Here is a 6,473-nt window from a genome sequence, read left to right on the forward strand (position 1 = left end):
CAGGGTTCTCACCAGGGTTCTCACCCGGGTTCTCACCAGGCTCATCACCCGGATTCTCACCAGGGTTCTCACCCGGGTTCTCACCAGGGTTCTCACCCGGATTCTCACCAGGGTTCTCACCAGGCTCATCACCCGGATTCTCACCAGGGTTCTCACCAGGGTTCTCACCCGGATTCTCACCCGGGTTCTCACCAGGCTCATCCTTAGGCACAGTCTGGTTCTTATCGTTGATGTCCTTGTGCTCAGCAACGTGGTTCGGCTTCTCCGGATTAGTATCCGGAGTCTCCTTGCCATCCTTGTTGACCTCAGTAGAGGTGAGCTCCTCGAAGGCAACCGCAGCCTGGACAGGCTCCTTCACATCATCGTTCACAGTGATGTGAACATCAACAAAACCATCGGCCTCCTTCGGAGTAAAGGTTTCTTCACCCTCGCCCAGAACAGACTTGCCGTCCTTCTTGTTAATGAGCTCAGCCTTCAGGGTGTATTCCTTACCCGGAACCAGACCCTCATAGGAAACCTTGTCCACAATCTTGGCACCAGCAACAACCTCATGAGAACCCTTCTCGAAGTCAGCGTTGGTGGTAATCCACGGCTCATCACCCGGATTCTCACCAGGGTTCTCACCAGGGTTCTCACCCGGGTTCTCACCAGGCTCATCACCCGGATTCTCACCCGGGTTCTCACCAGGCTCATCACCCGGATTCTCACCAGGGTTCTCACCAGGCTCATCACCCGGATTCTCACCAGGGTTCTCACCAGGCTCATCACCCGGATTCTCACCCGGGTTCTCACCAGGCTCATCACCCGGATTCTCACCAGGGTTCTCACCCGGATTCTCACCAGGGTTCTCACCAGGGTTCTCACCCGGATTCTCACCCGGGTTCTCACCAGGCTCATCCTTAGGCACAGTCTGGTTCTTATCGTTGATGTCCTTGTGCTCAGCAACGTGGTTCGGCTTCTCCGGATTAGTATCCGGAGTCTCCTTGCCATCCTTGTTGACCTCAGTAGAGGTGAGCTCCTCGAAAGCAACCGCAGCCTCAACCGGCTCAGTCACATCATCGTTCACAGTGATGTGAACATCAACAAAACCATCGGCCTCCTTCGGAGTAAAGGTTTCTTCACCCTCACCCAGAACAGACTCGCCGTCCTTCTTGGAAATGAGCTCAGCCTTCAGGGTGTATTCCTTACCCGGAACCAGACCCTCATAGGAAACCTTGTCCACAATCTTGGCACCAGCAACAACCTCATGAGAACCATCCTCAAAATCAGCATTCGTGCTGATCTTCGGAGTCTTCTTAGAAGTTACAGTCTGATCCTCATCATCGATGTCGCGGTGTTCGGTAATCTTCTTCTCTTCGTCAGAGTTCGGAGTGTCCTTACCGTTCTCATCGACCTGCTTGGAATAGAGATCCTCGAATGCGACGGCAGCCTTGATAACGCCTTCAACGTCATCGTTGACCTTAATGTCAACAACCTGCTCGCCGGAAGACTTCTTCGGAGTGAAGGTTACATCGCCCTTGCCGACGACCTCGTGCTCACCCTTATCATTCTCAGCCTTGTTACGCAGCTCAGCCTTCAGGGTGTATTCCTTACCCGGCACCAAGTCGGTGTAGGTAACGGTGTCCTTGACGGTGACGCCAGCCTTTACCTGCTTAGCGTTGTCAAATTCAGCCTTAGTCTGGATAGACGGGGTCCACTTGGTGTTAACGGTCTGCTTCTCATCGTTGATGTCTTCGTGAGTAGCAATCTCGTTCTCATCGGAGGAGCCAGTGGTCTCGTTGCCATCCTTGTCTACCTCGGTAGATACAAGCTTCTCGAAGGCAACCGCAGCGTCAACAGCAGGATCTGCCTTCTCGTTGACGGTGATCTCAACCTTCTGTTCACCGGCGGACTCCTTCGGAGTCAGTTCCACAGAGCCTTCACCCAGTACGGTTTCGCCATCTTTCTTGGAGATGAGTTTTGCCTTCAGGGTGTACTTCTTACCCGGAACAAGATCCTTATACGTCACAGTGTCAATAACCGTGGCACCCTTCTCTACACGGTTGCCATCCTTGATCTTGGCCTGCGTGTGAATCTCAGGGTTCCACTTAGTATTGACGGTCTGCGCCTCATCATCAATGTCCTCGTGCTTCGCAATGAAGTTGCCATCGCCGGAATCGTTCGGGACATCCTTGCCGTTCTCATCCACCTCGTGGGAGTACAGCTTCTCGAAAGCAACGGCAGCAGCAACTGGGTTCTCCAGCTGCTTATCGACGTCAATTTTTACCTCAACGTCGCCAGTCTCACCCTCAGCTACAAAGTCCTTAGAACCGGTGCCAAGAATAGCGTGCTCGCCGTTCGCGTCAGCCGCCTTGTTACGCAGCTCAGCCTTTAGGGTGTACTTCTTACCCGGAACAAGATCCTCGTAGTGAACCTTGTCCTTAACGGTAGCGCCAACAACGACCTGCTGCTTGTCGCCATCAAAGGAAGCCTCGGTCTCAATCTTCGGATTGAGGTCCTTCTCCTCCTTCTCCGTAGTCGGAGTCGGATCAGGATTAGGTACTACATCAGTAGTCTTACCCGGAGTCGGCTCGTCAGTATCCTCCGTAGTGGTTTCTTCAGAGTCAGTTGGCTCAGAATCGGTGGTCGTCTCGGTAGAAGAAGTCTCACCTTCCGGATTCTGAGAGGTAGTCTCTTCGGTCGTATTCTCCTCAGTATCTGGATTGTCCGGAGAAGTAGTCGGCTCTTCAGAGCCGCCACCGTTGTCCGGATTGTTCGGCAGGCCAGGCTGATCAACCGGAATTACACGCTGACCTCCGCCAGAGCGAACGTCAAAAATGCCGTTAGGCCCCACAATGGTAATAAAAGCATCCTTCGGCTGGGAAGGGATTTCGACCGTCGGATCTACTTCAAACTGGTCTTCCAGCTTGGTACCACTCGCCTTTACGATACGAAGACCCGTAAGCTTGGTAAACTCTTGCGGATTTCCCGAGAAGTTTGCAAAGCGATCGCCCGAATTTGCATCGCCGTACCGGCCTTGGCCCTGAATAATCTCGATTGCAGCTTCCCTACCCGTATTATCCGAAAGGAGGGCACTCAGGTACACCGCGTATTTAACAGTGAGATCTTTCTGGCCAGCCTCTGTAGCATCACGTAGTTTAGTAGCCAAGCCAATGGCAGCGTCCTGATATTTCGGATCATCGAACTGCACCGAACCGGCCGTTGCCTTCTTGTAGCTACCACCCTTTAACATTGGATCGCCAATATTGAAGTCAATACACCAAGCCCATCCAACGTCATTATCGCCGTGCTTGTTATTTACGCCTTCAGGCGGTACACCGGCCCAAACAAGTGGCCCCCAACTATTATCGCCGGCAGCCTTTTTGGATTCGTCTCCAATATTATAATTCGGCGTGAAGTCGGTAGGCTCAGCAGCCTCCGCCTTGCCACCCGGAACGGTGACCATGGCCGCGATTACCGCAATTGCAGCAAGCACTGCGGTAAAGACCATCCACCCCTCTCGGGATATGTTTCTTAATTTACTCATTCTTTCCTCTTCGAGCGGTACAAATACTTACATTCGTTTCCTGTACAGCGAGTGTTTTCGCTGAGCAGAACCTGAAGTTGAGACTTGAACACACTGCGGTTAATCAGGGTTTTGAACCCAACTCTGGATTAACTCTTATTGTGCTCTCAGGATAATATCACGGGAAAATTTAAGGCGCCAGCCAGAAAACTTTAGGAAACTGCACGTTATGCAGTATTTCTAATTTCATACCCACAGGTAGATGTGCTAATTTCCACGGCCAACCTAGCGTTAAATGCAAATGTTCGATGCACCCTAGACTTTTCTTAAGGTCGGGACACTACGCCAATGGCTTATTCAATACTAAGATTATTTTTAACAAGAGCCGTGCAAACACTTCCATGCGCTGCGTTTTGTCTAATTTCGTACAAATTTAAGGGTTCGATTTGCGTGCAATTTCTTCGCGTTACTCCGGGACCATCCATAAAAAGTTGGTTTTACAGGTGTGACTGGAGAGTCCCCAATAGGGGTGGGCACACGTTCGATACATCGGAGGTGTAGTAATACTTAACCCTATTGCCATTCATCTCCAAGAAAGGAAGTGTGAGCGAAAACTCTGCATAGAGTAGTCACAATCACACTTAGGGCCCTCGAATAGGGAGTGAGGGAGAATTGGGCAAAGAAAAATCCGCACGGGCGTCGGCAAGCGGATGCTTTACCGAGGCCGCGGTGCGGATCCTGCAATGAATTAGGCCTTAGAGAACGGCAGTAACCTGGTAACCCTTCTCCTGCAGGAGCTGGGAAACTGCCTCAAAGGTATCGCCGTCCTTGTCCGGGTTGTAGGTCTCCGGATTCAGGACAATATTGGCAGTGCCGCCTTCATAGCGGACACTGATGAAGTCGTAGGCGGCTTCGGCATGGGCGGCGTCGATAAGCGCCTGCACGTCGTCGGTGTTGCCCTGCTCAGCAACAGCAACCTGCTCCTGCTCAGGTGCCGGTGCAGTCTCCTGTGCCGGGGCACCCAAGCCGAAGAATCCCATAATGGTGGTAAGCAGGCCGCTCAAAAGCTTGATGATCATTGAAGTAACTCCCTGTGTTGAAATACGCGGGAATTGGGCCCGCGAAAGCTGAAAAACTCTCTGTACTTAAAACGAACTTAACTTTAGATGAGTTTTTGGTTATGTTCAACAGGGAAGGACCTATGCTGGCATGTCACGGTCTTGCGGGCAGCTTAAAGGGCACTGAAATGCCACAGCGCCCGTGCTCCGCCTCAATGACGGGACACGGGCGCTTTCGCTCAATTAGGGCTCAATTCCTTAGAAAGACCAAGAGCTGGGTGAGGATAGGAACCTTTGTTGTCTGCTTGGAGGGCTAGGAGAAGCATCGTGCAGAGAGCCAGTTCAGCTGTGCTAGAGAGTGGGGCTCTCACACCAGGCTAATAAGGACTACATCCTTACTGGTCTTCCATGACATCGTGACGCACGATGGTCTGGTCGCGGCCCGGACCAACGCCGATATAGGAGATACGGCAGCCAGACAGCTCTTCCAAGCGCAGGACGTAATCCTGTGCCTTCTGCGGCAGCTCCTCAAAGGTGGAGCACTCCGTGATGTCCTCATCCCAGGCCGGCATGGTCTCGAAGATGGGTTCGGCGTGGTGGAATTCGGACTGGGTAAGCGGCAGCTCGTCGTAGCGCTTGCCGTCGACGTCGTAAGCCACGCAGATCGGAATCTCGCCGATGCCGGTGAGAACGTCCAGCTTGGTCAAGAAGTAATCGGTAAAGCCGTTGACGCGGGTGGCATAGCGCGCAACAACGGAGTCATACCAACCACAACGGCGCTTGCGGCCGGTGTTCACACCAATCTCGCCACCGGTGGTCTGCAGGTACTCGCCCCACTTATCAAAGAGCTCGGTGGGGAACGGGCCGGCACCCACGCGGGTGGTATAAGCCTTGATGATGCCCAGCGAGGTCTTGATGCGCGTTGGGCCAATACCGGAACCCACGGAAGCACCACCGGCCGTTGGGTTAGACGAGGTCACGAACGGGTAAGTGCCGTGGTCCACGTCGAGCATGGTGGCCTGGCCGCCCTCCATGAGCACGTGCTTGCCGGCTTCGAGGGCCTGGTTGAGCTCCAGCTCGGCGTCGATAACCATCGGGCGCAGGCGGTCGCGGTAGCTCAGGAAGTACTCCACAATCTGGTCCGCCTCGATGGCCTTACGGTTGTACATCTTCACCAGCATCTGGTTCTTGATATCCAGCGCGGATTCCACCTTCTGGCGCAGGATAGACTCATCAAAGATGTCCTGCACGCGGATGCCAATGCGCGCAACCTTATCGGCGTAGGTCGGTCCAATGCCGCGGCCGGTGGTGCCGATAGCGCGCTTGCCCAGGAAGCGCTCCTGCACGCGGTCCAGGGTCTGGTGGTACGGCGCCACCAGGTGCGCGTTGGCGGAAATCTTCAGGCGCGAGGCGTTCGCGCCGCGGGCCTCAAGGCCATCAATCTCATCAAAGAGCGCCTCAAGGTTGATCACCACGCCATTGCCCAGCACCGGGGTGGCGTTCTCGGACAAAATGCCGGCTGGCAGGAGCTTCAGCTCGTATTTTTCGCCGCCTACCACGACGGTATGGCCGGCGTTATTACCGCCGTTCGGCTTGACCACGTAGTCAACCTTGCCGCCGAGGATGTCGGTCGCTTTGCCCTTGCCTTCGTCGCCCCACTGGGCGCCGACAATGACGATCGCTGCCATTGTTTAGTCACTTCCTCATTATTGAAGCCAAAATACTCTCCAACTTTACACTTTCCCGGCGCAAAAAGCCCGCGTAGCATTGACCGCATGCGTTTTTTGTTCCTCCGCTGCGGCGCCCCGGGCGTGGCCATGCCTGCCGACGCCCACGATCTCTCCCCCATCCCTACCCGCAAAGAGCTCGCGCTTATCGACGCCTTCCTCAACCCCCTCCTCCCCACAGAC

Annotated in this window: 3 protein-coding genes; all 3 read right to left on the reverse strand. The window is 54.2% G+C overall.

Features of this window, described 5'->3' with window-relative positions; translation table 11 throughout:
• Positions 1–3,490: VaFE repeat-containing surface-anchored protein (locus MHY24_RS11875; protein WP_239230904.1), on the reverse strand; the 3,490-nt coding region annotated here is incomplete at its 3' end.
• Between the two features lie 770 nt (positions 3,491–4,260).
• Positions 4,261–4,584: a malonyl-CoA-ACP transacylase gene (locus tag MHY24_RS11880; RefSeq protein WP_239230907.1), complete on the reverse strand. Its 324-nt coding sequence runs from the start codon at positions 4,582–4,584 to the stop codon at positions 4,261–4,263.
• Positions 4,585–4,958: 374 nt separating this feature from the next.
• Positions 4,959–6,251 (reverse strand): adenylosuccinate synthase, encoded by a 1,293-nt coding sequence (locus tag MHY24_RS11885; RefSeq protein ID WP_179387036.1) that lies wholly within the window; start codon positions 6,249–6,251, stop codon positions 4,959–4,961.
• Positions 6,252–6,473 lie beyond the last annotated feature (222 nt).

The organism is Corynebacterium sp. ACRPQ, assembly GCF_022347225.1.
GTDB classification, from domain to species: domain Bacteria; phylum Actinomycetota; class Actinomycetes; order Mycobacteriales; family Mycobacteriaceae; genus Corynebacterium; species Corynebacterium tuberculostearicum_D.